This is a genomic window from Spirochaeta dissipatitropha (assembly GCF_054657935.1).
Map to the genome: position 1 here is coordinate 36,986 of NZ_BAAHXT010000009.1, position 26,697 is coordinate 63,682.

Below are 26,697 nucleotides of genomic sequence, written 5' to 3' on the forward strand. Positions count from 1 at the left end.
TTGGCCCTTTTAACGAAAATCTAATATAATCTTTAGTCATGTCTTATGTGTATACCCGCTTTATGACCGCGGTCATGATAGCTTTTTATAGATTGATCGGGCTGACCGTTCGGGTCAAAGAATCCCCGATGGACACAATCAGAGCTTATCACAAGAGTGGCAGGAAAGTTATTTTCGGGATCTGGCATGAATACTCGGTTGTCGGCATTTACTGGTATCGCCATAAACGCGGCTCTGCACTGGTATCGAGTGCCAGAAACGGAGAAATACTCAGCGGAATAATGAGACATTTCGGGTTCCAGGACTTCAGGGTAACCAGCCACAACACCCGAGCCAATGGACGGGGGGTACTGGGGTTCATACGCTATCTGAAGGAGGGCCATGACGGAACCATTGCCATGGATGGCCCCGATGGCCCGGCACGAAAAGCCAAACCAGGAATCCTGCATGTAGGAGCCAAGACCGGAAATCTCGTTCTCCCATGCGGAGCATGCTTCAGCCACTCAATTGCGGTCCGCGGGCGATGGGACAATTTCCAGATTCCCCTTCCCTTCAGCCGAGCACATATAGTATTTGGCGAGCCCTTTGAAATTCCGGACGACTTCCGTCAGCGGGAAGACGAGGTGTTGAAAGAGCTGAACAAAAAAACTGATGAGATCGCTGAAACAGCCAGACGGCTCTGCAAAACCCACCGGAATCGAAAAAAATCGGTCAGCAACCGATAAAATCAGCTTTCTGCTATTGATCAATAACACTACTCCGTTTAAAGTTCTGTTTTAATGAGAAACAGAGCAACTAAATATCTGATGGTCGGATTTGCCACCCTGATTAATCTTTGTCTCGGGTCAGTATATTCTTACAGCGTATTCCGGATTCCCCTGGAACAGGCATTGAGAGCCGATCCAGCCACGACGGGTTATCCATACATGGTATTCCTCTGCGTGTTTGCACTCACCATGCCCTTTGCAGGCTTTGTGCTGGAGCGTATCGGTCCCCGCCTTACCTGTATAATCGGTGCGACATTGCTGGGTTCCGGTTGGATTCTGGCTGGTACAGCCACAGATATTCTGGCAGTCAGTCTCAGCTACGGGCTGCTTGGAGGAATGGGAGTAGGACTTAGCTACGGGGTTCCCCTGGCGGTCGCCGCACGCTGGTTCCCGCGCCACCCGGGGCTCTTTGCCGGCATAACCCTGCTGGGCTTCGGCATGTCCCCCTTTGTCACTGCCCCCATCGCAAGCTGGCTGATCAGCAGTCAGGGTGTAATGCAAAGCTTCAGAATCATGGGAATCGGCTTCGGCATAGTCATTGCTGTCTGCGCACTCCCGCTTCATCTTCCATCAAAGAATCCCCATGCCATTCACCGTGCCGACGGTATAGGCACCAAACAGATGCTGGCCAGCCCCCGGTTCTGGGGATTATGGGTCTGTTTTACCCTGGGAACACTGGTCGGCCTTACCATGATCGGCATCACCAGCCCCGTCGCACAGACGCTCGTCGGTCTGCCCGCCGCTGCAGCAGCTGCTGCAGTTTCCATGATGGCAATCGCCAATGGCATCGGAAGACCGATTTTCGGCATGCTTACCGATCATCTCGGCATCCGCAAAGCCGCTCAGATTGCATTTACAGTTATCATTGTTGCAGCATCCGGTATGCTACTCCAATGGGTCATTCCCCTGGATGCACTCATTCTCAGACGAACGATCTTTGCTGTCAGTTTTACAATGTTCTGGCTGGTTCTCGGAGGCTGGTTGTCTATTGCACCGGCGGCGACCAATCAACTCTTCGGCAGCCGTTTCTACACCCGCAACTACGGTTTTGTGTACACAGCATATGGCGCTGGTGCTGTAATAGGAACCCTGAGCTCAGGACTCCTATATGATTTTTTCGGGGGCTACCAGATGCTGTTCGTCAGCATTCTTTTCACTGGAATTCTGGGGTTTTTTATTTCAATACGCGTCCTGCCAGCAAGAACAGTCAAGGCTGTATAAGCCTTGACCATCTCCAATAACTGAACATCTGATCATCTGAATATCAGGCGTTCTCTTCCTGTTTCTTTTTCTGCTCTTTGGTCAGGGTCATTGCTTCCTTGGTGTTGGTCATCATGACCGGCTGATGGGTAGCCTCAATGACACTGCGCCACAGACTGCTCTGCGGATCGACATGATTCCTGGCTGCAACAACCTGTTCGATTGGCAGATGCACATAATGGTTGTTGACAAGTCCAATCAGGGTCTTGGTCTTGCCTGCCATTGCTGCATGCACGGCATTATTGCCAAGCTGACTGCAGTAGACCGAGTCTGTCGGCACTGCCACCGAGCTGCGGATCATGTAGGATGGATCAATATATTTGAGGTTGTTATGTATCTTGCGTTTCTCGAAAATCTGGTCGATTTTATCCTTCAGGTATAGACCTATGTCGGCCAGCTTGGTGTTGCCGGAATCATCCTTCAGTGAAGGATCCTGCTTCGCAAGTTCCTGTCCAGCTCCCTCAGCGACAATAATCACCGCATGCCTCCGCCTCTCAAGCCGGGCTACAAGATGCTCTATAAGCCCGTTCGGCCCTTCAAGCTCAAATGGAACCTCGGGAATAAGCACAAAGTTTGCCTCATGACTGGCCAGGGCAGTATAGGCTGCAATATAACCTGATTCACGGCCCATAACCTTCACCAGGCCGATACCGTTGATTACCGAGCGAGCCTCCACATGGGCAGCAGTTACTGCTTCCGTTGCCCGGGCAACCGCCGTCTCGAAGCCGAATGAGCGCTGAATGTATCTGAAATCATTATCTATGGTCTTCGGTATACCTATTATGGAAATCTTGAGGCCGCGTTTCTCTATTTCACGGGCGATTGCCAGCGAACCCTTCTGGGTTCCGTCACCGCCGATGGTGAACAGAATATTCAGATTCATTCTTTCGATTGTATCGACAATCTCTTCAGTGCGCTCACCGCCGCCCCTGGAAGTACCAAGGATAGAGCCACCGATTTTATGAATGTCGTCCACTGCATCCGGCGTAAGATCAAGAGGTGAAATTCCATATTCGGGAATCAGTCCCTTGTAGCCGTTGTGGATTCCGGTGATTCTGCGAACCCCATAGCGGTACCAGAGCGTCCGTACAACCGCGCGGATCACATCGTTAATACCGGGGCACAAGCCTCCGCAACTGACAATGCCGGCATGAACATGTTGGGGACTGAAGTAGATCTTTGAACGGGGTCCCGCTTTTTGAAGCATTTCAGAATGCTCGGGACACCAGTCCTCGTTATTCGGATCAACCTCGACATCATAGAGAATCATATCCTCGTCCGAAACAAAATTAGCAACACTATGACCAGGCACTTTGTCATAGGAAATAGGTGATGTAATTTTAGCCTCACCCAAACAGGAAATTGTAAAGTCATTCATAGCGGAATTGTACGCAATTTTAGGAAAACCGGCAAGCAAGGAGAACCTTCCAGCGAAGAATGCAGGGCCTTTAAGGCCCGGTTTTCCTTATTTTCTGTTCAGGAATATCCAGATAAAGAACAGCATAGGTCTGCCCGTTCCTGCAGAAGATCTGAAAATTATCCTCGGAAATTCCAAGATTCCTCAGCATCATTATGCTCATAACAATACCCAGTCCAGCCCCTTCACTATAGTCCTCGCTGAGAGACATTATTTCGGGAAGACTCTGGGCTTTCCGAGCGAGTTCAAGCTTGTGCTGTACCCGCTGGTACTCTTCAACCGTCATTGCCGCGTTATTGCGGACAGCCAGCTTGACAGTATTACCTTCACGCTTGAACTGGAACTTGATATACAGATCCATTTCTTCCTGAAGTTCCACATAGTGGTGTATATTAGGCAGCGTCTCCAGCTTGAAACTCTGCATCCCCAGGTGATACTCAACAGGTTTGTTTATGTCCAATCCCTTTTCTGCAAAATAAGCCCGTTTTGTATTGGCTTTTTTGGCGTTCCCGGCGAGTTCATGAAGGCAATAGCTAAGCTTGTTCTGCAGTTCAGGTCTGCCGACCTCTCGAAGGTATAACTCCAGAACCTGGTCTATATAATTACGCTCATGACCAAGATAGCGGTAAGTCAGCAGAGTCAGTACCTTTTCCTGGTCGATTGCCTCACGGACCCGTGCTGTATCAATTACGGTGTTCATGCTTTACCTCAAACCAAGTATAGCACGACCTTATACAACTGCCGAGTTTTTTCTCATACGGGTAAAGATTGCATCAGATAACAATCCGTGTAAAAATGGCTGCAATGAGTATGTATTCAAAAAAATGGATTCCAGTTCTCCTGGGTCTCCTGTTCTGTACAGGAAACCTTCAGGCAATCGATATTCAGCTGAACGAGATTATGGCATCGAATCTTCAGACAATAAGTGATGAGGACGGTGATTTTCCGGACTGGATAGAATTATATAACTACGGTGACCAACCGATACAGCTTGAAGGCTTCGGACTTTCAGATGATTACAGTAACCCGATGCGCTGGGTTTTTCCCGATGTCACCATAGAGCCTCAGGCATATCTCCTGGTCTGGGCTTCAGGAAAGGATCGCCGTGCCCAGGAGCTCCATACCAACTTTGCTATATCAAGCAGTGGTGAAGAAGTATTGCTGAGCAGTCCTGACGGCAGCATGATAGACGAACTGTCTCCACGAGAAATTCCAGCCGATATATCAATGGGGAGATTGTCCGCAGGCCGAGGTGAGTGGCGGTACTTCTCATCACCGAGTCCAGGAAGTCAGAACAGCGGTAGATCGTATACCGGCATCTCCGGAACTGTGGATTTCTCTCACATCGGTGGATTCTATCCCGACGATTTCCTGCTTGAACTCAGCAGCAGTAAGCCAGACGCGAAGATCTACTACAGTCTGGACGGTTCCGAACCTTCTCCTTATCTCACCGAGGGCGATAGCTACCTCTACAAAGACCGCTACCGACAGAAAAGGAATGAGGCTGAAGGTGAACTGATTCCCAGGGAATATGGCAGTCAGGTTTACCACGATGGAATACAGGTAGCAAACCAGCAGCTGTCCAGCCAGACTGTTGTCACCACGGTCTGGGAACAGGAAGCCGTTAGACCACGCACTCCCCCACTACAGGGAACAGTGGTCCGCGCAGTTCTGGTAGAGCCGGGATATCTTCCAGGCGAAGTACTAACTCACAGCTTTATAATCGGAGATCCCCCCTCCGTCCCGAGTATTTTCATCAACACTCCGGAATACGGGCTCTTCGACTATGAATCCGGAATCTATGTTCCTGGCAGGATCTATGATGAGTGGCGCAGTGAGAATATGCATATCGATGACATTCCCGGCGATGCCCCGGCGAATTTCAATATGCGGGGCAGAGACTGGGAACGCCCATCCAATCTTGAAATCTACAGCAGTGATGGCGAGATGCTTCTGAACCAGTCAGCCGGGCTCAGAATTCATGGGGGCTGGAGCAGATCATTTCCACAAAAAAATCTCCGCCTCTACGCACGGAACAGCTACGGAGACAATGAGTTTGCTGTCCAGCTATTCCCGGAAAGCAGCCAGGACAGCTTCAGACGGTTTATACTCAGGAATTCAGGGAATGATTTCAATGCCACCATTTTCAGGGATGCCCTTATCCATGAACTACTGAAGGATCGATCTCTTGAACGGCAGCGCTGGCAGCCAGTAGTACATTTTATTAACGGTGAGTACTGGGGAGTACTGAACATACGCGACAGACTGGACAAACACCATCTTGCCAGTCAGCATGGAGTCGATCCTGATCGTCTGGACATACTCACCCATAATGCAGTGGTCAAGGAAGGTGATGCCGAGCATTACAACAGAATGATTGACTATGCAGAACGCTACAATCTGAATGACAGGTACCATTACAATCAGATAAGCAGAATGATGGACATAGAGAACTTCGCCGAATATTTTGCAATTAATATATACGTCAACAACTACGACTGGCCGGGCAACAACATTGATTACTGGAGACTCCGTACTGACGGCTACATTCCTGATGCCGAATACGGTCATGACGGACGCTGGCGCTGGATGCTCTACGATATGGACTTCGGCTTCGGAATTTGGGGAACCGAAGCATCCACTGATTCAATGAGCTTCGCAGCAGCAGCGCACGGCCCGGACTGGCCTAATCCGCCCTGGTCCACTCGTCTATTCAGAGAGTTGCTGGAAAGTGAACGCTTCCAGGTAGTGTTTATTAACCTTTTCGCAGATCTCGCCAACAATGTATTTGATCCAGCCAACATTCGAAAGCATATCGAAGAAATGAAATCAGTCTATGATCCAATCATAGATGACCACATAGCCCGTTGGGGAACGGTAGCATCCAGGAATCGCTGGGAGAACGAGATCAGAATGATGCAGCGCTTCACCGATGCACGACCGGCTCATATAAGACGCCATGTTACCAACTTCTTTGATCTGGAAGGCAGCGCAGAAATAGAGCTCTCGATAGAAACCGGCAATGGAAGTCTGCGAATCAATAGCCTGGATTCTGTAGTATCCTCACCTGAAGAGAACTGGAAGGGAATCTATTTCAGAGGTGTTCCGGTCGAGATTGAAGCCGTGCCTGCGGAAGGCTACCGCTTCAGTCACTGGGAGGGCGGTCTTGAATCAGAAAAGCCGACACTGAGGCTGTTGTTTAACGGGAATGCCGCTATGCGGGCACATTTTGTTGAAGATTCGCACCCGCAGTAAAGGCGTTATCAATCGGTCTTGAAGCTCTCGAGCAGTTCATTCAGGGTTACCATTCCCTCACGGCTCTTGTTTGCCTGATTACTGATATCCATGACTGATTGAAGGATCTCCCGGGCCCCGGTATCGATTTCCACAATTCCGTTCACCACTTCTGTGGTTATATCCGAGGTGCTGTTCATTGATTCCAGCACAGCCTGACTTCTGTCACGCATCTGCTCTGCCGACTGCCGGATGTTCTCGGTAATATTCGTCACGGAACTGGTAGCTGACAGAATTTCACCACTCCCGCTGGCAAGCTCATCCATGCTATGGGATATTTCGAGCATTGCTGCTGCAAAATGAGTCACCTCTTCGATTATGGTCTCGATCGCGGTATAGCCCTCATTGCTGAACTGCAGCGCCCCCTCTATTTTCCCCGTAATCGACTGCAGGGAAGCACTGATCTGAGTAGAATTTTCTGTAGTTGATTCAGCGAGTTTACGAATTTCCTCAGCGACAACTGCAAAACCCTTTCCGGCATCTCCTGCATGAGCACTTTCGATTGCAGCATTCATTGACAGGAGATTGGTCTGGGAGGATATCTCATTGATTATGGTAATAACCTCCTGAACATCGACAATCTCCTTACTGATCAGCTTGATGGCTTCATTGGTTGAGGCTATCTTCTCGCCTCCGTCACGGACGACCGTTGCAAGAGATTCTGCGCCTTTCCTTCTTTCGTTGGAGAGATCATTCACACTCCGTATAGAGGCCGTCATCTGCTCGATAGATGCTGAAGACTGAGCAACGGCGCTGGATTGCTCCCGGATGTTATCATTCAGACCATCTACATTGCTTACGATTTCCTGTATTGCAGCGGTCGAATTATACACATGCGCATTCAGGATCTCGAACTGGCTGCGAATAGAACTGATATTCTCGGTAATCTCGTTCAATGCCGAGGCTGATTCTTCGGACCCGGCAGAAATAATATCCTTGAGTTGATCAACATTTCTGGTTGCCCCGCGGACAGCCCTGAGAAACTCCGACAGAGATTCGACAATATTGTTGACATGGCGGCCGAGTTGTCCGAATTCATCTTTGGAGTTGATCTCAGCGCGAGCACTCATATCCCTGGCGGCGACCTTTTTCATAATCGACTCTATTGTCAGGACATTCCTGGTAAGATTTCTGGCAAGGAGAGACATGAACAGCAAACTCAGAATTACTGCAAGAACACTGATAACCAGAGCAATATTCATGTTTCTGGCCATCTGTTCTTCCGAACGCCGCTCAATCTGCTGCCCCAGTTCGGAGAGATTGGTATTTATTAGATTGCTTCCTGCATCACTTGCAGAAGTAATTCTGGTATCAAGAAAGGCAGCATCCAGCAGCAGGAAACTTCTGGCTTCTTCTATCCTGGGATTGTTTCTGGCCATATTTGTGAGATACTCCCGCATGCGGAGCACTCCCGGCATGGAAAGGTTCAGCTCCCCGGCTTGTTCAAGAATAGAATCCGAAAGCCGGGAGAGGCGTTCATAATCCTCCACAAGTACAGCCCAGACCCGGGTCGAGCGATCTACCAGCTGCATCGTGTCCTCAGGCATAAGGGATAAGGCAGGATGTTGATTCAGCTGGGTAAAATGCTCATTAACCATCTGCAGCGCAGTCTCATATTCAGAAACGGCAAGGGCAAAGTCATTGGAACTTACCAGCAGCTGAAGAGTAGCCGCCCTCAGTCCGTTCATGGACGGTGCAATCTGATTTGCTGCAGTCTGTAGATCCATTAGCTGTCGACCGCGATTATTGGCAGCCAGCATGAGTCCAATTGAACCAACAAACACGGATAGGATTGCAATCAGTACAATTGTCATTTTTCTGGTAATTGTCATACTCTGAATTATACATGGATGCGAGAAAATAGACTACAGATAATTACCGCCATAAGGCATCGGGAAAATCACTTAGTTATCTCAAGCTCCTCGGCAGTCTCAATGAGCTGATCCAGGCTTTCATCCTCTACGTGAAAGGTATCCAGCAGTTCATTCAGAACTACCATACCCTCGCGGCTCCGGTTTGCCTGACTGCTTATATCCAGTACCGACTGCAGAATTTCCCTCGCCCCGGCATCGATCTCGACTATGCCGTTGACGACCTCTGCAGCTATGTCTGTAGTGCTATGCATTGACTCCAGTACAGCCTGACTCCGGTCGCGCATCTTTCCGGCAGAATCCCGGATGCTCTCGGTAATGTTGGTTACCGAGCCGGTTGCAGACAGAATTTCACCACTGCCACTGGCCAATTCATCCATACTATGTGAAATTTCAAGCATAGCTGCAGCAAAATGGGTTACCTCCCCGATAATGCTTTCTATTGCCGCAGAGCCCTCGTTACTGTACCCAAGAGCAGCTTCGATCTTTGCGGTAATAGACTGCAGCGAAGCACTGATCTGGGTCGAATTCTCCGAAGTTGATTCTGCAAGTTTCCGGATCTCTTCGGCGACAACCGCGAAGCCCTTACCGGCTTCACCGGCATGAGCACTCTCAATTGCAGCATTCATGGATAGCAGATTCGTCTGGGAGGAGATCTCGTTGATTATTGTAATTACCTCCTGGACATCGACAATTTCCTTGCTGATCAATTTTATTGCCTCATTGGTGGATGCGATCTTCTCCCCCCCATCGCGAACAACCATCGCCAGGGATTCAGCTCCTTTACGCCGCTCATTCGAAAGTTCATTCACACTGCGTATGGAAGCAGTCATCTGCTCTATAGAGGCCGATGACTGAGCAACCGCACTCGACTGTTCCCGGATGTTTTCATTCAGTCCGTCTATGCTCCCGACAATTTCCTGCACCGCAGCGGAGGAATTTGAAACATGAGCATTCAGAATTTCGAATTGGCTGCGGATCGAGCTGATATTCTCACTTATCTCATTGAGAGCCGAGGCTGATTCCTCGGATCCAGCGGAAATTATGTCCTTGAGCTGATCAACATTCCGGGTCGCAGTCCGCACTGCTTTGAGAAAGTCGGACAGGGAACCGACAATATCGTTCACATGCTGGCCAAGCTGTCCGAACTCGTCTTTCGACTTGATATCTGCACGGTTGCGCATATCCCTATCCGCAACCTGCTTCATAACAGACTCAATTGAATGAACTTTCCTTGTCAGGTTCCGTGCCAGAAGCACCATGAACATCAGGCTTATGAGTATAACAAGAATTGCAATAGCAATCGATATCATTAAATTTCTGTTCACCAGTTCAGCAGATCTTCGTTCTATCTGTCGGGCTACTTCAAGCAGATTATTTGCTATCAGATCCGACCCTGAGGTAGTCGCAATTTGTACACGGTTATCTATGGAAACCAGATCGAATAACAGTCGGGCCTGTACACTGCCGGCTTCAATATCAGCACCCCTCATTGAGCTTTCCAGATTTGAACGCATCCGTAACGCACCCGCAGCAGAGAGATTGTGTTCGCGGCTTTCGGAGAGAATACTTCGGGCTAACTCACTGACCTGTTCGAATTCCCTTTGCAGCAAGACCCACACCCGCATGGAGTTACCTATAAAATCACGGGTTTCATCCGGCATCAAACCCAGGGAGGGATGTTCCTGAAGAGCATCAATATCTTCGAGAAACATAGCATACGTTTGCTCATAATTAGATACAACGTCTGGATATGAGTAACGGGATACAAGCAGATCCTTGGTTGCATCGTTCAGTCTATACATTGAGGACACAACCTGTCTGGCGCTTAGATGCAGATCATCGAGCTCCCGTGCACGCTGGTTGGCAACAACCAGTAGTACAACGGATATAATAAAGCCAGCCAGAATTACGGCTAGCACAAAAGCAATCTTCTTCGCAATAGTCATAGGCTCCAGTATACAGCCAGATAGGCGTTTGAGCCAGTCACTATTTTCAGGAGACTCATTGGCCCAGAGAAAAATCAAAACCAGGAATTATTGTGTTATTTTGACACATATCGACTGTGTAATTTGTACCCATAGTTTCAGGAAGAAACATTGGCTATGGGCACACCTCTCTTATTTTATGAATCAGCTTGAATAGCATACCACAGTAATAGTCCTAACTTGTTATAAGTAAATAAAATATAAAATCACATGAATTCCAAACCAGGTTGGCACATGATTTGCATAACTATTTGTATAAAGCATAAGCCGGATACACCGGAACAGATAAAGCACAAAAATAAGGAGGTGCATTATGAATCTTGTAACATGGAATTCGCCCTTAAGGGCATTGCAGGACTGGGAACGCGATCTTGATCAGCTGTTCGATACCCTGATGCTTGATCGTGCAGAGCAGGAACGGGGCATACATCCCCGACTCGATGTGATCGAGAAGGATAATGCCTATACGGTCTACATCGATCTGCCCGGAGTAAAACAGAAGGATGTCGATGTCTCACTGACAAGCAATGTACTGACAATCAGCGGCAAGCGGCACAGTGAAACAAAGAGCAAAGAGGATGGAGTAAGCAAGGAAACTGCAGCTTCATTTGAACGCTCGCTGACATTGCCCGAAGGAATCGATGCAGAGAAGGTAGAAGCTAAAATGGAAAACGGCGTGCTCGAACTACATATTCCAAAATCGGCAGCAGCCGTTGCCCGGAAGATACCTATTCTCGCAAGTGAAAGCGAATAGGCATGCAATCAAAGAAAAGATCTGAAGACTGATAGTAAGGAGGCATAGTTATGAGAAACTGGTTACGACCGCGGGCGGAATCCCGCCGAGAAGACGACGGAAGCGTCAGCATTACACTGGAAATGCCCGGATTCACCCGGGAAGAAATAGGCATCGAAGTAGACGGCAGCACCCTGACTGTCAACGGCGAACGAAAAGCTCTTGCAGATGACGCAGAATATCTGGTCAGGGAGCGCTATTACGGCAGCTTCTGCAGGACCTATAACCTTGGCCAGCAGATTGATTCAGAACGAATTGAAGCCAAGCTTGCAGACGGAATTCTGCAGTTGAATCTGCCGATCCGGGAACAGGCAAAACCCCGGAAAATTCCGGTTATCAGCAACTGACAAGCTGATCTGCATACAGAAAAGCCGTCCGGATATTCCGGGCGGCTTTTTTTCACACAGGAAGTGTTACGACCCTCTGCTCAGCGAAGGGAGAATCTATGCACAGTCTCATGGCTGTATTCTTCCTTCGGACGCAGCAGGATAGAAGGGAATTCAGGTTGATTTACAGAATCAGGATAGTACATGGTTTCCAGACAAATTCCGGCATGCTTGCCATATTTTACACCTTCCTTGCCGCGTATATCCCTGAGTTCGTTGGCAGTATAAATCTGCAGCCCTGGTTTGGTGGTATAAACCTCCATTGTACGGCCGGATGATGGATCATGAAGAATAGCAGCCGGCCTGAGACGGGTCTCAGTCTCGGGCAGCAAGTAACAATGGTTATAACCCGGGGCCACACCCCGGATTTCCTTTCCAATCAATTGGGCATGAGAAAAATCCATAGCGGTATTCTCTGTATCCAGGATCTCACCCAAAGGTATATTGTCATCCCCGATCGGCAGGAAGTGTTTTGAATTAATGCGCAGCTTGTGCTCGAGTATTGTACTTGCTCCGGAAAGATTCCAGTAACTGTGATTAGTAAGGTTTACCGGACATGTCTTGCTTGTCTGGGCATAATAGCGGATCGAAAGTTCATTCCTCTCGTTCAGGACATAAGTGGTATTCACCTGCAGCTTGCCGGGGTAGCCTTCCTCACCATCGGGACTTTCCAGGGAAAAGGTGACACCAGCTTCCTCACCATCTCCGAAAATGCCGGCTTTCCAGACCTGCTTGTCAAAAGCAACCCGCCCTCCATGCAGATGATGGAAGCCATCGTTCTTTTCAAGCTCATACGTTTTACTTCCGATCGAAAAACTGGCATTGCTGATTCGACCGGCAACCCGGCCAACTGTTGCTCCCATATAAGGGTGAGGTTTGAGATAATCATCGAAGGAATCAAAGCCGAGCACAATGTCACGGGCTTTACCATCCTTACCGGGCATTTTCAATGAAACAAGACTGGCACCGAAGGCCATGCAGCGCATTTCCAGGCCACTGCTGTTGTTGACTGTCACAATATCTACCGGTGTGCCGTCAAATGCGGTTCCGAATCGTTCTTTTCTAATTTCCATGACAATGACCAGTATAAACAGCAAAATCGATCTTGTCTGCACCGACTTTGTACAGTAGCATTTGCCTATGACAGATGAAGTTCAAATCCTCCTGCAATCACTGCTGATCTTCTCCTTCGGCCTGCTCTGTGGCTGGCTGCTGCATTCTCTCAGTCAGCGATCGGTATTCAGGCGAGGTTCACAAGGACGTGGTGGCAGCCCGGAACTGCAGCTGCTTTCCCAGCTTCAGCAGCGTGTCGACAGCCTGGCCAGGGTATTTGAAATGCCCCGCAGCCGTGGGCAGACCGGCGAATGGCTCCTGGAACGCCTGCTTGCAGACTGCATGCCGCCGGGAAGCTACAAACTGCAGCACGAATTCCGCCGCGGGGGCCGGGCAGATGCGCTCATTTTACTAGGTAATCTCTGTGTAGCCGTAGATGCAAAATTCCCCCTGGAAAGTATTTCCGGCAGCGCGGCAAAAACCCGCAAGGCTGTCCTGCAGCACAGCGCATCGATTGCCGAAAAGTACATAGTTCCGGAAGAAGGCAGTCTCAACTTTGCGATTATGTACATACCCTCAGAATCATTATTCCAGCAGCTCTGTACCGATACAGAAAACGGAATTCTTCAGGGCTGTCTGCAGCTGGGTATTATTCCTGCCGGGCCGGCATCCCTGTTCCTGTACCTGCAAACGGCCGCATACGGTCTACGAGGCATGGAATTCAACCGGAATTTCGCGAAGTATGCAGGGAAATTCGCTGCCCTTCAACGGAGCACGGAGCTGCTCAAGCAAAACCTTGATACCGCCCACACGCAACTCAGGAACTTCAGTCGCAATTTTGATACTGCTCTGGATGAGGCCGGAAAAATTGCCAGGGACAGCAAGGAGGTACTGAATGCAGAATGAATTACTGCAGGCCGCCAAACAGCTGGCAGAAGAGACTGACAGGCTCCACTTTTCCGCACCGGTCGAATATATCTACAATCCCCTCGTCTATGCCTGGGATATTCATGCAGAGTATCTGGAACGCTATGGAAGCAGCCACAAAAAAATACTGTTTCTCGGTATGAATCCCGGCCCCTTCGGCATGGCCCAGAATGGAATACCCTTCGGTGAGATTCCAGCAGTGCGCGACTGGATGCAGCTGAAAGGAAAAATCGGCAAGCCGGAAAAGGAACACCCCAAACGCCCGATTGAGGGCTTCGACTGCAGCAGAAGCGAAGTCAGCGGGCGGAGACTCTGGGGCTTGATGAAGAAGCGCTGGGGCAGTCCTGAATCGTTTTTCCGGTCGCATTTTGTAGCCAATTTCTGTCCACTGGTGTTTATGGATGCAGGCGGCAGAAACATTACACCCAATCAGCTTAAAAAAGAAGAGCGTAAAATCCTGCTGGATATCTGCGGTGAACATCTTCATTCACTTATCCGGATTCTTCAGCCGGAATGGCTGATCGGAGTCGGGAAATTTGCCGAAGAGCAGGCTCTGCGCTGTGTCCGGAAACACCCGGGCTGTCTGTCACGCGAACAAGTGCAAGGTATTATGCACCCCAGCCCGGCCAATCCGCAAGCAAATCGGGGCTGGGAAGATAAGGTCCGCGGCCAACTTGAAGCACAGGGAATCTGGGAGGCTATAACCTCTCCAGAAACAGAACAATAGGCAGGTGATCGGACAAACCGGTTCTCTGGGAAGACCTGTATCCCCTGGGATAGCCACGTGGAGTCAGCATCCACTCCCGGGCTTCCACCAGGAAATCCACCGGCCGCCAGACTTCGCCAGTCAGACCCTGTCCAAGCAGAAAATGATCGATCGCCTCCCATTCCTCACGAAACACAAAACTGCCCGGAAAATCTGTCATGAACCAGGGGCTGTAGAGAATCATATCTGATGTCCTGGCATCTGCTATTTCTCCGCTCACAAAGAGCGGCGCTAATTCTGATTCTGCATCATAAACCCCGCTTTCCAGATAAACGGCGCTCATAAGAGAGCGCATCCGGAACTCATCGCTGTCATCCGGCAGGGTCTGATTCAGATCTCCCGCAACCATGACCAGAGCATGTGGCTCTGTCTGACTGATCTCATGGATGCGCCTGGCCACAACAGCAGCGGCCTGACGCCTGTGAACAGAGGTCTCCAGCTCACCTCCGATCTTACTCGGCCAGTGACATGCAAATAGATACAGGTGATCAGGATTTGACCGGTTCCCTGGAAGCATGCGCAGCTCCAGAATTGGCCGGATCCGACGACCATCAAGAGGAGAAACAGCATGAATCCTTGGACTGTCAAAGGGAATTCGACTGAGCACGGCGATTTCGATTGCATTCTCTGCAACGTCGGTAACCGCATAATAGGGGTAGCGCCGTTCACCAAGAGCCCGGCGACGCAGGTCTTCGACAACCCGCTGATTTTCTATTTCTGTGAGCACCAGAATATCCGGCCCCTGTCCGGCAGTACCTTTGATTCCCCGGATAACCCTTCCGAAGTCATCCAGACGCGCATGATAGGCGGTCTCGTCCCAGTTTCCAGACTCAGGACAGAACTCGGGATACTCACTGCCATCACAGACCGCATCAAAGAGATTATGAAGATTATATGTCATGATCACGAGACTTTCCGGGCGCTGAAAAAAAGGAGTACAGCCAGCTGCACAGCCTGAAAATACAGGTATACTGAGAATAACGAGGAATTTGCGAAGAATGCAGGACATGTAGCCTCCTGCCCTTCAATACAGCAGGATCAGCTTTATTTCCTTGAGATTATCGCTGTTTTTCCAGAAATTCTGCGACCAAGGGGATTTCCATATCTATTGGAGCTACAGAAGCCGCAAAGGACTGACCAGTGATTCTGTTGTACAACTCGCAATATCGCGTAAAGAGCTCTTCAGCTGTGCCGCTGTCGATATCCGGCGGCGTACCATCACCGGTGAAACCCCGGGAACGCAGATGATCCCTGAGGAACTCCTTGTCCAGCTGACGCGGAGTCTTTCCCTGCGGCACAGTTCCGTCGCGCCCCAGATGATCGGCATACCAGTAACGCGAGCTGTCCGGCGTGTGCACTTCATCTACAATGTGCAGCTGTCCGTTATACAGACCAAACTCATACTTGGTATCGACCAGAGCAAGCCCGTTTCTGGCGGCTATGTCCGAGCCTCTGGCGAATAGAGCCAGCGCAGCCTCTTCAACCTCATTCCAGAGTTTTTCCGGAACAAGCCCGCGGGAGATAATCTCCTCCCGGCTAACCGGTTCATCATGATCCCCGATTTCGGCCTTGGTGGAGGGCGTTATAATCGGTGTTTCGAATTTATGATGCTCGGTGAGACCTGGAGGCAGCTGTATACCAGAAATACTCTGTCCCTGCGAGTAGGATCTCCAGGATGAACCTGTCAGATACGCCCGGACGATAACCTCCACCGGCAGAACCTCGCAGCGCTTCACCGCCACCGAACGGGGACCCAGCTTTTCAATCAGGTGATTGGGAAGTATGTCTGAAATATGTTCAAGCCAGAATAGAGACAATTGATTCAGCACGGCGCCCTTACCGGGAATATCACCGAGTATAACATCGTAGGCGGATATTCTGTCGGTGGTCAGCAGCACCCCGATGCGGTCCGACCACAGCGCTTCGCGGACCTTGCCGCTATAGCGCTGCCAGCCGGCAGGGATATCAATTCCGGAAAAGACGTCCGTGCTGTTCATATCAGTCTGGTCCTATAGATTCAGATCAAGGCGGGTGTGAATAATGCGGTCGATCAGTCCATATTCCTTGGCTTCAGTCGCACTCATCCAGTAGTCACGGTCGGTATCTTTCTGAACCTTCTCCAGCTTCTGTCCGGTTTCCTCGGCAATGAGTTCGTTCAGTTTCACCTTGGTTCGTTCGATTTCTCGGGCGTGGATCTCGATCTCGGTGGCATTTCCCCGGATTCCGCTCAGCGGCTGATGAATCAGGTAATGGGAATTCGGCAAACCAATACGGCGCTCTGCAGGTGCAGCCAGCAGTATAAGAGCTCCGGCACTGGCAACAAGTCCCATACCGATTGTATAGATGTCAGGTTTGACAAAACGCAGCATGTCGAAAATAGCATACCCGGCATCGACATCCCCACCGGGAGAATCAATAAATACCTTGATTGGATCGTCCGAAGCGCTTTCCATGAGAAGCAGTTGCCTGACAACACGCTCTGCGAGTTCCTTGTTCACCTCGCCGGAAAGCAGGATCGAGCGGGTCTCCATCATTTTGGTCATTAAAATATCGTTACCCTGTTCTTTCGGGTTTTCCTGTTTTTCTTCTAAACGCATAAGCTCCCTATCTTTGTACAATCAATTTCTGGTAATATACTACGCATGGCATCAGAACAGCAAACCCCCGCCGGCAAATCCGGCGTAATTGGCGTAATCGGCCGGCCTTCAGCCGGAAAATCAACACTCATAAACCACATCTGCGGAGCAAAAGTCAGCATAACCAGCCCGTATCCACAAACCACCCGCACACGGATCCGCGGAATCTTTACCGAAGACCGCGGACAGCTCATGTTTCTCGATACCCCCGGTTATCATAATTCCGAGAAAAAACTGAACATAGGCTATCAGAATGTGGTTACCGAGGCGCTGCCTGAGTGTGATGCCATCATGTACGTTCGGGACAGCACCAGAATAGCCGGCAGCGAGGAGCAGGCCATTCTTGATCTGATCGGCAGATCGAATCTTCCATGGGTCGCCGTCTGTAACAAGATCGATGCCCTGGGAACAAGCTCCGGGGGAAGGCTGGAAGCCGGTGCACAGGCAGTAGGATCGCTGGATCCTGGCCCAATTGAAGCCGGAGACTGGGGCAAATGGGGCTTGCCGGAGGATCATCCCCCCCTGGCTGCTGTGGCTATATCTGCCGAGACCGGAGCCGGCATGAACGATCTGCTGAAAATTCTGTTTGAACTGGCCCCTGAGGGTCCGCTGATGTACCCCGAGGAATATTATACTGATCAGGATCCGCAGTTCAGGATCGCCGAAATTATCCGTGAACAGGCAATCAAACGGACCGAACAGGAAGTGCCGCATGCGATCTATGTTGAAATTGCTGATGCAGAATACAATGCGGAAAAGCAGGTCCTGTCAGTGCGGGCTTTTCTGATTGTTGAACGCGACAGTCAGAAAGGCATTGTAGTCGGAAAGGGCGGAGAGAAAATCAAGGCCATACGCATGTCGGCCCTCAGGCAGCTGAAGGATCTCTTCAGCTACCGCATAAAGCTCGATCTTCGGGTCAAGGTACAGCCGAAATGGCGACAGCGGGAGGGAACTATCCGCAAGATCACCCGTTCAGGCTACGGGGGCTGAGCCACGTAAGCTGAGCCTACAGCACATCCACCCGGCCGTCACTGCGGCCGACCACAACTGCCTTCACTGCCCTGGTGAACAGCCCGTTTTCGACAACCCCGGGAATCAGATTGAACAAGCGCTCAAGCTCAGCCGGGGTATTCGGCAGGCTCTCCGGATACAGAACATCGATTATAAGGTTGCCGCTGTCAGTCACCACCGGGCCGGCTTTTCTCAAGGCCATGCGCAGTGTGGGCTGACCTCCGAGCGCTTTTACAGCATTCATGACCGGTACCCTGGCTTCAGGAATTACCTCCAGGGGAATCGGCATTGCAGCAGCAAGACGATCAACCAGCTTGGACTCATCTACAATGACAATAAAATCGCGGGCCGTGTATTCCACGATCTTCTCGAGCAGATGCGCTGCCCCGCCACCCTTGATCAGACATCTGTCAGGATCCACCTCATCTGCGCCGTCTATTGCGACGTCCAGGCTTCCGGCTATATCGGGATCATTCATGCTGCGAACGGCAAGCCCCAGCTCCTGACTCAGCTGCAGGGTCTGCAGGCTGGTCGGAACTACCAGCATATTGCTCAGCTCGCCTGCGGCGATTCTTTCTGCCAGCCGACGGACGGCATGCACCGCCGTGCTGCCGGTGCCGAGCCCGACCTTCATGCCGGTCTGCACGTAGTGATCCACTGCATAGGCTCCGACAAGACGCTTCAGTTCGTCATTCGATATAGACCCACTCATCGGTATGCCCTCAATATATGAAGAATACGATCACGGCCGATAGTAAAAATGAACCCTGCCAGACGGGGACCGGCATCCTTGTCGATCAAAATACGGTACATGCAGGTAAAAAGCTCAGCCGGCTCGATACCATTTGAACGAGCTGCTGTGTACATGAAATCCTGCAGGCTCTTTTCATCATGCTCATGCAGACGGGTGTCCACCTCATCGGCTACGGCCTGGACGGCCGCAAGCTCAGCCACGTTCAGATCGATTCGAGCCTCATCTCCGCTTTTCAGGGTAAATCGAAAATCTTCCGGAGCGTATTTCTGGATCCAGTTCCAGGCGCAGGCAGCCCGAACCCTGGCTTTGTCACGGTGTTCAGGTTTGATTTCGGTGAAGGAGGCCAGAGCCTGCTCGATGTCCCCGGCGCTGATCAGCAGCATATTACAGAGGTGTCGAAAAGGAACCTGGAAGGGCATGTCCTCAGGCTTCGGCAGTGCCGAGCCGTCAACCGTAGCTGAAAGTCGGTCGACCTGTGACAATTCATAGATCCGGCGTTCCTTGACGGCACGGTTTTCTTTGACAGAATCGACCCCATAGTAAATACGTTCACTGCGATCATAATCCTCATAGATTTTTATGACATCCAGATCGAAGGAAATTGCAAACTCGGCATTCGGCCGTGTCGAGGCAAAGAGATAGCGGACAATCTCCGGCTGGTATACCTCCAGGGCATCTTCGAGGTCAACTACATTTCCAAGACTGCTTGAGATCTTGCCACCCTTTCCCTTGATCGAGATAAAATCATATTTAAAAGTGACAGGTGCTTCGTAGTCGTAGACCTGGCGCGCAACCTCTTTGGCAGTATCAAAACTACCGCCGGCGGAATGGTGTTCCTTGCCCGCAGGTTCGAAATCGACACCTTCATAGGCCCAGCGCATTGGCCAATCGATACGCCAGGGAAGCTTGACTACACTGGTTTCACGCAGATCAACAGTACGCTCATTACCGCTTGAACGGGTACGGTAGGTGATAGACCACTCGCCGTCCCAGGAAAGAATGTCGACCTCATCGGTCTGATCCTCTTCGCTGAAAACCGAGACCGGCCACCAGTTATCTGCCAGCGGACTGCTTCGGTGCTCATTCAGAATCGCGCGAATGGTTTCCCGCTGCTCGAGAGCCCGACGGATATCTTTAGCATATACAGATGCCTGGTACTTCTCGGCCTGATAAATATACTCAGGGAAGATGCCAACACGCTCAAGCTGCTGCTCGAGTACCGCCTCGTTATGACGGGCATAACTTTCGTGCTCACCGAATGGATCCGGCACCTGGGTAATCGGATACCGCAGATATTTTTCCAGCATTTCCGGCTGAGGCATGTTTTTGGGAACCTTGCGGAACACATCGTAGTCATCCCAGGAGTACAGGAATCGTACCGGCTGACCATGATCCTGAATCGCCCTGGCAACCAGGTCTACGGAAATAATCTCGCGAAAATTTCCTATATGCACCGTGCCCGAAGGAGTGATTCCCGAGGCACAGGTATAGCGCTCTTTGCTGCCGCGGCTGCGGATGACTTTCTGGGCATTTACATCAGCCCAGTGATTGGGGGCTGGATATTGTTGATTTGTCGACATGGGCGCAAGTATACAGAATTTGTCGGTAATCGTAAATTACCCGGCGACTTATGCCGACATTGCCTGTATGAACCTTAGCCGAAATACAATGATCAGCCTGATCGCTGCTATAATGACCGTTTCCCTGATTCCTTCTTCTGCCGCTGCTGAGGAAAAGCCGGAAATCAGTATGAGAATTTCGCCTCGAACCATAAGCTTTGACACCTCAGCTGCTGACAGCGACGCCGAAGTACCGGAAGTGCCCGTAATTGCACCGATTGAACCGGCTGTGCATTCAAACGGTAATGCCCCCGGCGCTATCGAAGCCGCTGATGAATCTGATAGCGCCGACAAAGGCGCGTCAGGTGATGCCGGAAGCGGTAATCTTGCAAGCGCTGGGCCGCCGTCTGCAGCACAGCAGATCAACAAGGATCCACGCCTGGCCGAGCACGAACTCGAGGGAATTGCTTCCTGGTACGGGGGCAAGTTTCAGGGTCGCCTGACAGCCAATGGAGAAACCTTTGACACCAATGAACTGACAGCTGCTCACAAAACCCTTCCCTTCGACACCATTGTCAGAGTCCACAATATCCAGAACGGGGACAGCGTTGATCTTCGAATCAACGACCGCGGCCCCTTCGTCGAAGGACGGATAATTGATCTCAGCCGCGCCGGAGCTGAAGCAATCGGCATGTCCGGTACCGGAATCGCTCCGGTTATAGTCGAGGTACTGGACTACCGTGAACCTTCCCCCTACCGCGTACTTCAGATCGCAGCCTTCGGTGATCCTGACAACGCCGAACAGCTTGTAATCGAACTCAAACGGGCAGGTCTTGCACCTGAGATCGAAGCTGCATCCAACGGTATTCTCCGGGTCATAATTCCAGGCATACACCTGAACGAACTTGCACAGGTCAGGACGACACTCGCCGGAGTCGGCTACCCGGACGTGCTGGTGCGAAGCCGCTGATATCCGGGGCTTCCTGGCTTTCTGAACATTCCATAGTCAAAAAATAATTATTGGCCAGATTGATACGCACACTTACTTTCTGTGGATATTATAATTTTAATACATTAGCAAATTGATAACCTTTTCCGGTTGCGGTATCATTATCGACAGGAGGAAAGTATGAAATTAATCAATTCTGGTCGATGGTTTGCCGTCTGGGCAGTGCTGATTACAGCCATAGTATTGACGCTCTCTGCATGTGAAGGGTTTTTTGATATTCTGGAAACAGATATTGATGCTGCAGGTACAGAGAGCACTGATACAGAAGAAGGAATCAGCTACGGTACTATAGCAGGTGAATGGGTTACAGTTGGTCCAGCAGTTTCAACAGCAGCTGCGAATCCAGATACTCCACGGCTCAGCTCCAGCAGTCTGCTGATACATGATGGTACTATCCATATTGCTGGCCCGAGCAGTGTATGGCGCTATGATGAAGATGCAATGAGTCTTTTATCGGATGTCGATCCAGCATTGTTTCTGTTCAGCATGCCCACGGATGGCAGTGAATGGGACGGGGAGGAAACTCCGATTCTGACCCTGGACATAAGCGATGGCGAGGGTTTTGGAAATGTAAAACTGGAGCGAATCCCCAGCTTCAGTGAAAGCCTGACAATATCGTTTTCGCAGTTCTCGGATAATTCAATCAACGAAATAAAATCAGTCTTTGCAGATGGCAGTCCTGCCAGCGAGCAGACCATTCAGGATTTAGGTCTTGAACGCGTAGACTATTTCGATTCCTGGACTGATTCAAACTACCGCTTCCTGGCAGTATCAGGTGGTGATGATGTATCCCTGCTCAGAACAATGAATGGAGGCGGTGGTACATTTACAGAAGCAGATATTGCTGGCCCAACTGACTTCATAAACAGCGTCACTGGAGTCGGACGACATTCATTCGGCATGCGTCGCGGATGGGACCTTGCTCCCGGAGGATCAAACTATATTCTGATCGGCGGTCGTGAAGGCGAAAACAACCTGCGGGTATGGAGACAAGGAGTGACATCAGATTCCTGGAGTCTGAGAAGCATTTCGTTTAACTATGATACAGAAGGTTTTGGGCTTGCCCCCCGCCCATACAATGTACGCGCAGTACCAAACAGCGGCAATACCGGAGTGTATGCTGCGGTAATATACTATGACACCTATAATAGTCAGATGCGGCACAAATCAGGAATGGTATTCGAGATTACCGGCAGCACTGTCAACGATATTGAACCCCTTGGAACCCGTTTCTTTGGACCCTCAGGCTATATGAGCAATCCTGCCGTAGGTGATCTACTGGATATTTATGTAACCTCACAGGGCAATCCAGTAGTGGTATGGAACAGCGGGGTCATTTATGCAGCCGAGTACAGCAACGGAGCATGGAACTATTTTGGCGGGACCAGCAGCTCCGGTATTACAGCAGGACAGCAGACACCAATGTCTACTGCCTATGATCATGCTACTGATACGCTGTACGTTCTAGTTGCCGAACAGCTTTACCGCTTTGAGCGCGATTAATCCAGAGTATCAGGTATCTGCTGGAGCTGGAAGGGATGGGTATCCACTGTCCAGTCCACCACTGGAGAGATTCCGGCTTCAGCAAAGCCTTTCTGTAATGCACGCATCATGGCATTTTTTGTATCGATGAGAGCAGTCCGGGTAAACCAGATACCGAACTGCAGACTAATCCCGCGGGTAGTAAAATCCTGCAGCAGGAACAGGGGTTCAGGTTCGTCGAGACAAAGCGGTTGATCTCTGGCTATACCCTTCAGGAGATTCTCGAGTGCCACAAGATCAGTGTCCCGGGCCACCGTAATCATAAAATCCATCCGCCGGATGGGGAATTTGGTCACATTGGTGAACTCGGTCTTTATAAAGTTTTCATTGGGAATTCGGACGTAACGATTATCGAAGGTGCGGATCTTGACCGAAAGCAAATCGATTGAGAGCACCATACCGATGGTTTCACCGATCTTGATGACGTTACCAAGCTCAAAGGAGCGTTCCGAAATGAGGAACATTCCGCTGATGATATTCGAAACAGAGGTCTGGGCGGCAAAACCAAGCGCGATACCGGCTATACCTGCAGCCCCGAGCAATGCCCCCAGCTGCAGGCCGAGCTGACCCAGCACAATCATGAGCAGAATCAGGGTACCTATATAAAAAATGATTTTTCGTATGAGCATGACCGATTGCTCGGTAAAGTTTTTTCTGAGTGCCCTGGTGACGAAGAATACCAGTATTCGCAGGAACAGCAGCCCGCCAATAACTATAAGAAAGACGATGCTCACCCGTGTCAGCTGCCCCGGAGCAAACCAGCCAAGGATTTCTTCCGGCAAAAAATCATGTAAATTCATGTCCCACCTCGTTTCATTAAAAAACCGCTGCCTAGCTGTTGGAAATCTGCCTGAGCAGAATCATGCCGCGCTGCAGCAGATGATCGGTAGCAGTTACCCGTGCCGGCATCCATTCATCCAGCTCATGTTCGACCTTCGGCTTCCTGTCCATAACAGTCAGATTCAGTTCCTCAGAACCTGAATAGGTTGCTATGACGGTATTCGTCCAGAAGTTGAGTTCATGATCCGCCCCGCGGGTGCGGTACATCCGCAGCTGTTCAGTCGGCACGGCGATTGAGCCGATTACCATAGAGGTGCGCATGGAATTGCGGATGTGAATCGGACATACTGCGTAGGCCAGAGGATCGATTTCCAGCTCCGGAGTGTAGGACATAGTCTTGTCGCTTCGGTAACACAAACGACCGGTCATCGGCCCCCCGAACCAGGTTTTGCTGAGGGTAAGCTCAGGAATAGTCAAGAGCGGAGTTCCAACATTGGAATAGCCGTCCCTGCCAGGCGACGATTCGCGCTTTTTATTATGTTTGTCTTCAGAATCGACTACACGGATCGAGAGCCAGAGCGGAATAGCCCCATACATGGTGATTGACCGGCCAGCTCCCAGGCTGATCGGGACTTCAGTCCGAACCACCACCGAGGTCTCGGGAAGAATCGGAAGTATTCCGATCGAGTCACCCGGGTGATCAGGAATAAAATCCTGCCAGAGGGGCTCCTCACCAGCTCTTTGATCAGTCTGGATACCCGAGGGCTTACCGGACTCAACGTTCTCGAAGTCTTTGCTGGAAGGCACAGTATTACTCGAATGCTCAACCTTTGCACCTTGAGGGTGGACAAAGCCAATAGCCTTCCCGAGCAGCATCCGCAAAGCGCTTATGTTCTGTTCGGGCTCGGTTTCTTCAGTCTGTTTCGAGTGGGCAATCCGCCAGGCATGTTCGGTACGTCGAACCCAGACCCTCACATAGGAATTCTGCCAGTATATTGATTCATTTTTCTTCAGTGGACGCAGTCCCCAGGATTCAATCATGCTCTAATCATAGCGCGTGTGTGCATGCTAAACAAGATACAGTACCAGCTGCCATGCCAGCTGGCACGCCGTCAGCTTAATCGAACCCTGCTTCATTTTCCCTGCTGTTCCCACTTCCATTGAAACAGATTTTGTATCATACTCCTGATTGTGGTACATAAATCCTTGCGCACGCAGACAATCGGTATTTCATCAGGAAAAGGTGGGGTAGGGAAAACTACTACAGCTGCCAACATGGGTGTCTATTTTGCACGCCGCGGAATCCCGACTGCAATCCTTGATCTCGACCCCCTGTCGGATCTTGCAACCCTGTTTGACATGGAAAACCCCGAGGATGCAGGAAACAAGCTTGGTCCTATCCGGACCCAACTGGCACCACGGCTGGACCTATTGTTCCCCAAAGCCGTCTACAACGTCCATGAAAAAAGCAGAATCGTCCGCAGATTCCTGGAAACCCACGAAGCCGAACTATTGAACCGCTACCGGATCCTCATAATCGATTTACCTGCCGGAGGTGGTGACGAGGAAAACCTCAGTTTACTGCCCTACATTGGCCAGCTGGTCCTGGTAACAAACCCTGAGCCAACCGCGCATGTATCTGCCGGCGGATATCTTCATATGGTCATGGAGCGCGAACTCGAGCGGCAGGTATATATCTGGCACAATAAATTCTCGCTTGAACGGGCTGGAGAGTTCAATCCAAGAGATGTCGTCGGAAACTATCACCGGAATGTGAATGAAGATACCTGGCTGACCGACAGATTTATAACACAGCTGCATGATATTGCCTTTGTCCCGGCGGACCCATCGCTGAATCTCCTTCACGCCGAAAACCCGAATCCCCTGAGCATAGTATTCCACTCGGCCCGGCAGAGCGTTCTACATATTCTTGAAGGCTGGCTTGATGCGGACAGCTGTCCTTTGCAGGAGCTGAAGGGCCGCATGCCGCAAGCCGTAGTCCGCCTGGTACGCGGTTGTCTCAGCCGTCGCCCCGGCTGCGTAGAAGACAGCGACGGCTGCCAGTATATAATCGATTATATTGATGGGGTGATCGAAGCCGGTACAAGTATAGGTGATGAACCCGGTATCCGCGAGCCGATAGAAGAACTGCTTGTAAAACTAAAGGCTGACCCTGTATGGAGAAACGGTGTACGCGCCTTGAGTCTCCTGCAGGAAATCAGCGACAGCAGCGACCGGCTTTTTGGAAGCCGTGACAGCAATATCCGGAAACTCCTGGACAACACCCTGGTCAAACTTATGTATGCCATTGCCCTGCAACCCGATCTGCCCCGCCTCTGCCGTAACTCAGCAGGCATGCTCCTGTTCCAGTTCTCGGCTGCCAAACTCTTTAATATAGACAAGGTACGAAATCTGATTCTGAGCCTCGTGCCACACAGGCAGAATCCACAGGGAAAATCAGTGAGGGACCGCAGGGTTCAGATCAAACGGATCGTGGAGCAGGATGAACCGTACCGCAAGCAGTACATGAAACTGCTCAAGACCAGCTACCCCCTGTTCACCCGGCAGATTGACGCCGTCGTAAAAACCTTCGAACTGAATCCCCTGCTCTTCCGGGATGAGCACGAACAGATCTACAAGAAAGCCTATGTCACCCTGCTTTCACAGCTGATTCACGATATACTCTACAGCGGCATGGGCATAGTAGTCGGATTCTCCTATCGCGCAGCAAGCGACGCCTTTGCATCAGGCGCCGATATATTGCTGGAGCAAAGTAAAACCCTGTAGATTCAGCCCGGCTGTCACGTTGCCAGTTTCCTTCAGGCACCGAACTTGTTATATACCGCCAACAGAGCTTCCTCACAACAGCCATGAAAAAAATCCA

At 50.6% G+C, this 26,697-nt stretch carries 23 protein-coding genes; 11 read left to right on the forward strand and 12 right to left on the reverse strand.

The window, feature by feature from the left end; genetic code table 11:
• The first annotated feature begins 38 nt into the window (after window positions 1-38).
• Both ACYQ2L_RS11660 and ACYQ2L_RS11665 read left to right on the forward strand, forming a co-directional pair.
• On the forward strand, window positions 39-725 hold the full coding sequence (locus ACYQ2L_RS11660) for a lysophospholipid acyltransferase family protein (protein ID WP_460055767.1): 687 nt from the start codon (window positions 39-41) through the stop codon (window positions 723-725).
• A 54-nt stretch (window positions 726-779) separates the two neighbouring features.
• A complete protein-coding gene (locus ACYQ2L_RS11665; RefSeq protein WP_460055769.1) occupies window positions 780-1,988 on the forward strand; it encodes an OFA family MFS transporter in 1,209 nt (402 codons plus the stop codon).
• Between the two features lie 43 nt (window positions 1,989-2,031).
• Here ACYQ2L_RS11665 and ACYQ2L_RS11670 read toward each other — a convergent pair whose 3' ends face one another.
• Together ACYQ2L_RS11670 and ACYQ2L_RS11675 are read right to left on the reverse strand one after the other, a co-directional pair.
• Window positions 2,032-3,405, reverse strand: coding sequence for an ATP-dependent 6-phosphofructokinase (locus ACYQ2L_RS11670; RefSeq protein ID WP_460055771.1), 1,374 nt, complete (start codon window positions 3,403-3,405; stop codon window positions 2,032-2,034).
• 70 nt (window positions 3,406-3,475) lie between these two features.
• Window positions 3,476-4,144, reverse strand: coding sequence for a hypothetical protein (locus ACYQ2L_RS11675; protein ID WP_460055775.1), 669 nt, complete (start codon window positions 4,142-4,144; stop codon window positions 3,476-3,478).
• A gap of 104 nt (window positions 4,145-4,248) precedes the next feature.
• Here ACYQ2L_RS11675 and ACYQ2L_RS11680 point away from each other — a divergent pair, with 104 nt between their 5' ends.
• Window positions 4,249-6,699 carry a CotH kinase family protein gene (locus ACYQ2L_RS11680; protein ID WP_460055777.1) on the forward strand — a complete coding sequence of 817 codons (2,451 nt, stop codon included), beginning with the start codon at window positions 4,249-4,251 and terminating at the stop codon, window positions 6,697-6,699.
• An 8-nt stretch (window positions 6,700-6,707) separates the two neighbouring features.
• On the opposite strand, the gene ACYQ2L_RS11685 is transcribed toward ACYQ2L_RS11680, so the two are convergent.
• Window positions 6,708-8,570 (reverse strand): methyl-accepting chemotaxis protein, encoded by a 1,863-nt coding sequence (locus tag ACYQ2L_RS11685; RefSeq protein WP_460055780.1) that lies wholly within the window; start codon window positions 8,568-8,570, stop codon window positions 6,708-6,710.
• A 68-nt stretch (window positions 8,571-8,638) separates the two neighbouring features.
• The gene (locus ACYQ2L_RS11690; protein ID WP_460055783.1) at window positions 8,639-10,558 is read right to left on the reverse strand and encodes a methyl-accepting chemotaxis protein; all 1,920 of its coding nucleotides are present in this window, start codon (window positions 10,556-10,558) and stop codon (window positions 8,639-8,641) included.
• A gap of 352 nt (window positions 10,559-10,910) precedes the next feature.
• Between ACYQ2L_RS11690 and ACYQ2L_RS11695 the strand changes: the two genes are divergently transcribed.
• Both ACYQ2L_RS11695 and ACYQ2L_RS11700 read left to right on the forward strand, forming a co-directional pair.
• Window positions 10,911-11,351 carry an Hsp20/alpha crystallin family protein gene (locus tag ACYQ2L_RS11695; protein WP_460055785.1) on the forward strand — a complete coding sequence of 147 codons (441 nt, stop codon included), beginning with the start codon at window positions 10,911-10,913 and terminating at the stop codon, window positions 11,349-11,351.
• Window positions 11,352-11,401: 50 nt separating this feature from the next.
• Complete coding sequence (locus ACYQ2L_RS11700) at window positions 11,402-11,737, forward strand: Hsp20/alpha crystallin family protein (protein WP_460055787.1); 336 nt, start codon at window positions 11,402-11,404, stop codon at window positions 11,735-11,737.
• 80 nt (window positions 11,738-11,817) lie between these two features.
• On the opposite strand, the gene ACYQ2L_RS11705 is transcribed toward ACYQ2L_RS11700, so the two are convergent.
• Window positions 11,818-12,849, reverse strand: coding sequence for an aldose epimerase family protein (locus tag ACYQ2L_RS11705; protein WP_460055791.1), 1,032 nt, complete (start codon window positions 12,847-12,849; stop codon window positions 11,818-11,820).
• Between the two features lie 67 nt (window positions 12,850-12,916).
• Between ACYQ2L_RS11705 and rmuC the strand changes: the two genes are divergently transcribed.
• Window positions 12,917-13,735: a DNA recombination protein RmuC gene (rmuC, locus tag ACYQ2L_RS11710; protein WP_460055794.1), complete on the forward strand. Its 819-nt coding sequence runs from the start codon at window positions 12,917-12,919 to the stop codon at window positions 13,733-13,735.
• Window positions 13,725-14,483 carry a uracil-DNA glycosylase family protein gene (locus tag ACYQ2L_RS11715; RefSeq protein WP_460055796.1) on the forward strand — a complete coding sequence of 253 codons (759 nt, stop codon included), beginning with the start codon at window positions 13,725-13,727 and terminating at the stop codon, window positions 14,481-14,483. Before rmuC ends, ACYQ2L_RS11715 begins: the two co-directional genes overlap by 11 nt.
• Here the strand turns inward: ACYQ2L_RS11715 and ACYQ2L_RS11720 are convergent.
• The 3 genes from ACYQ2L_RS11720 to ACYQ2L_RS11730 are packed head-to-tail and all read right to left on the reverse strand — an operon-like array spanning window position 14,455 to window position 17,119.
• Window positions 14,455-15,531 (reverse strand): endonuclease/exonuclease/phosphatase family protein, encoded by a 1,077-nt coding sequence (locus tag ACYQ2L_RS11720; protein WP_460055798.1) that lies wholly within the window; start codon window positions 15,529-15,531, stop codon window positions 14,455-14,457. The genes ACYQ2L_RS11715 and ACYQ2L_RS11720 overlap by 29 nt on opposite strands.
• A 49-nt stretch (window positions 15,532-15,580) precedes the next feature.
• Entirely contained in the window at window positions 15,581-16,519 is a 939-nt protein-coding gene (locus ACYQ2L_RS11725) for a phosphoribosylaminoimidazolesuccinocarboxamide synthase (RefSeq protein WP_460055801.1), read from the reverse strand.
• A 12-nt stretch (window positions 16,520-16,531) separates the two neighbouring features.
• The gene (locus tag ACYQ2L_RS11730; protein WP_460055805.1) at window positions 16,532-17,119 is read right to left on the reverse strand and encodes an ATP-dependent Clp protease proteolytic subunit; all 588 of its coding nucleotides are present in this window, start codon (window positions 17,117-17,119) and stop codon (window positions 16,532-16,534) included.
• Between the two features lie 45 nt (window positions 17,120-17,164).
• Between ACYQ2L_RS11730 and era the strand changes: the two genes are divergently transcribed.
• Complete coding sequence (era, locus tag ACYQ2L_RS11735) at window positions 17,165-18,148, forward strand: GTPase Era (protein ID WP_460055807.1); 984 nt, start codon at window positions 17,165-17,167, stop codon at window positions 18,146-18,148.
• Between the two features lie 16 nt (window positions 18,149-18,164).
• Here era and rpiA read toward each other — a convergent pair whose 3' ends face one another.
• Window positions 18,165-18,881 (reverse strand): ribose-5-phosphate isomerase RpiA, encoded by a 717-nt coding sequence (gene rpiA, locus ACYQ2L_RS11740; RefSeq protein WP_460055810.1) that lies wholly within the window; start codon window positions 18,879-18,881, stop codon window positions 18,165-18,167.
• Window positions 18,878-20,503 (reverse strand): lysine--tRNA ligase, encoded by a 1,626-nt coding sequence (lysS, locus tag ACYQ2L_RS11745; protein ID WP_460055813.1) that lies wholly within the window; start codon window positions 20,501-20,503, stop codon window positions 18,878-18,880. The genes rpiA and lysS overlap by 4 nt, the downstream gene beginning before the upstream one ends.
• 67 nt (window positions 20,504-20,570) lie before the next feature.
• Here lysS and ACYQ2L_RS11750 point away from each other — a divergent pair, with 67 nt between their 5' ends.
• Both ACYQ2L_RS11750 and ACYQ2L_RS11755 read left to right on the forward strand, forming a co-directional pair.
• A complete protein-coding gene (locus ACYQ2L_RS11750; RefSeq protein ID WP_460055815.1) occupies window positions 20,571-21,452 on the forward strand; it encodes a septal ring lytic transglycosylase RlpA family protein in 882 nt (293 codons plus the stop codon).
• A gap of 159 nt (window positions 21,453-21,611) precedes the next feature.
• The gene (locus tag ACYQ2L_RS11755; protein ID WP_460055818.1) at window positions 21,612-22,994 is read left to right on the forward strand and encodes a hypothetical protein; all 1,383 of its coding nucleotides are present in this window, start codon (window positions 21,612-21,614) and stop codon (window positions 22,992-22,994) included.
• Here the strand turns inward: ACYQ2L_RS11755 and ACYQ2L_RS11760 are convergent.
• Together ACYQ2L_RS11760 and ACYQ2L_RS11765 are read right to left on the reverse strand one after the other, a co-directional pair.
• Window positions 22,991-23,833 (reverse strand): mechanosensitive ion channel family protein, encoded by an 843-nt coding sequence (locus ACYQ2L_RS11760; protein WP_460055821.1) that lies wholly within the window; start codon window positions 23,831-23,833, stop codon window positions 22,991-22,993. The genes ACYQ2L_RS11755 and ACYQ2L_RS11760 overlap by 4 nt on opposite strands.
• Window positions 23,834-23,864: 31 nt before the next feature.
• Window positions 23,865-24,854: a DUF432 domain-containing protein gene (locus tag ACYQ2L_RS11765; RefSeq protein ID WP_460055823.1), complete on the reverse strand. Its 990-nt coding sequence runs from the start codon at window positions 24,852-24,854 to the stop codon at window positions 23,865-23,867.
• A gap of 150 nt (window positions 24,855-25,004) precedes the next feature.
• On the opposite strand from ACYQ2L_RS11765, the gene ACYQ2L_RS11770 reads away from it, so the two are divergent.
• On the forward strand, window positions 25,005-26,600 hold the full coding sequence (locus ACYQ2L_RS11770) for a tyrosine-protein kinase family protein (protein ID WP_460055825.1): 1,596 nt from the start codon (window positions 25,005-25,007) through the stop codon (window positions 26,598-26,600).
• Window positions 26,601-26,697 lie beyond the last annotated feature (97 nt).